General features: G+C 64.4%; 1 protein-coding gene. It reads right to left on the reverse strand.

From position 1 onward, the window contains the following. Positions 1–42: 42 nt before the first annotated feature. Positions 43–1,232 (reverse strand): IS3 family transposase gene (locus G3N18_RS15770; protein ID WP_196385188.1). Its coding sequence is split into 2 segments (ribosomal slippage): positions 43–951 and positions 954–1,232, totalling 1,188 coding nucleotides; the frame shifts between segments, so codons are not numbered across the junction. Positions 1,233–1,298: the final 66 nt, after the last annotated feature.

The raw sequence follows: 1,298 nt of genomic DNA on the forward strand, positions 1-1,298 counted from the left end.
GGGTCTGCCCCGAGTCTTGTTGATAGTCGGGGTTTGGGGTGATCAGGCCGCTTCTGCGTCCTTGTAGATCATCTCAAACTCGGCGGGGGTGAGTTTGCCGAGGCCGCGCTGTCGGCGTCGGCGGTTGTACTTCGTTTCGATCCAGGTGACCATCGCGAGGCGGAGATCGGCGCGGGTGTCCCAGCGTCTCGTGTTGAGTGCGTTCTTCTGGAGGAGACTGAAGAAGCTCTCCATACTCGCGTTGTCCCCGGCGCCGTAGGATCTGCCCATGGAGCCGACGAGCCCGTTGTTGCGGAGCAGGTTCTGGGTGCGTTTCGCGCGGAACTGGCCGCCTCTGTCGGAGTGGCAGATCGTGCCGTCAGGTGAGCGCAACGCGATCGCGTTGCGCATCGCCGCGCGGGCGAGAGATGACTTCATGCGGGTGTCGATGGAGTAACCGACGATCTTGTTCGACCAGACGTCTTTGATCGCGCAGATGTAGAGCTTGCCTTCTCTGGTCGGGTGTTCCGAGATGTCCCAGAGCCAGACCTTGTTCGGCCCGTCGGCTGCGAACTCGTGCCGGATGACGCCGTGCTCGTCGACGACCGCGAGGAGGTCATCATGCGGCGCAGGTCCCGTGCTGCCGGGTTTGCTGCGCTTGCGGTGGTGCGACGCGTGGATGCCCGCGATCCGGCAGAGTCGGTGCACCCGGTTCTCGCTCGCGGAGATCCCGTGCTCGGACTCGAGCTCATCGGTGAGGAACCCGTAGCCGAGCGTGACGTCGTCGGCATGGAGGTCGTAGAGCACATCGATCAGGTGCGCGTCGTCCCAGTCCCGCTGGGAGACCGGGTCTTTGAGCCACTGGTAGTACCCCTGCCTGGACAGGCCGAGGACCCGCAACGCCACCGCGACCGGCACCCTCACGGGAGCACCGGCCGCAGCCATCTCGTGGACGAGCGGGAAGACTATTTCCCCGGCAGGTTCGCCTGCGACAGATACGCCGCGGCCCGCCGCAGCACCTCGTTCTCCTGCTCCAACAGCCGGATCCGCTTATTCGCCTCACGCAGCTGCTTGCGCTCGTCGTCGGTCAGGCCGGCACGCTTGCCGTCCTCGACGTCGGCCTGCTTCATCCAGTTGCTCAACGAGCCTTCGGAGATACCGAAGTCCTTCGCGATCTGCGCCAGCGGCGCCTGACCCTTCCGGGCCACGGCCACGACATCATCGCGGAACTCTCGGGGATAGGGCTTTGCCACAAGAACATCCTTCCAGCGAGGACGAATCCTCACAGTTCAGATGTCAACCAAACTCGGGGCAGACCC

It is taken from the genome of Microbacterium paulum (assembly GCF_015707995.1).
Classification (GTDB): domain Bacteria; phylum Actinomycetota; class Actinomycetes; order Actinomycetales; family Microbacteriaceae; genus Microbacterium; species Microbacterium paulum.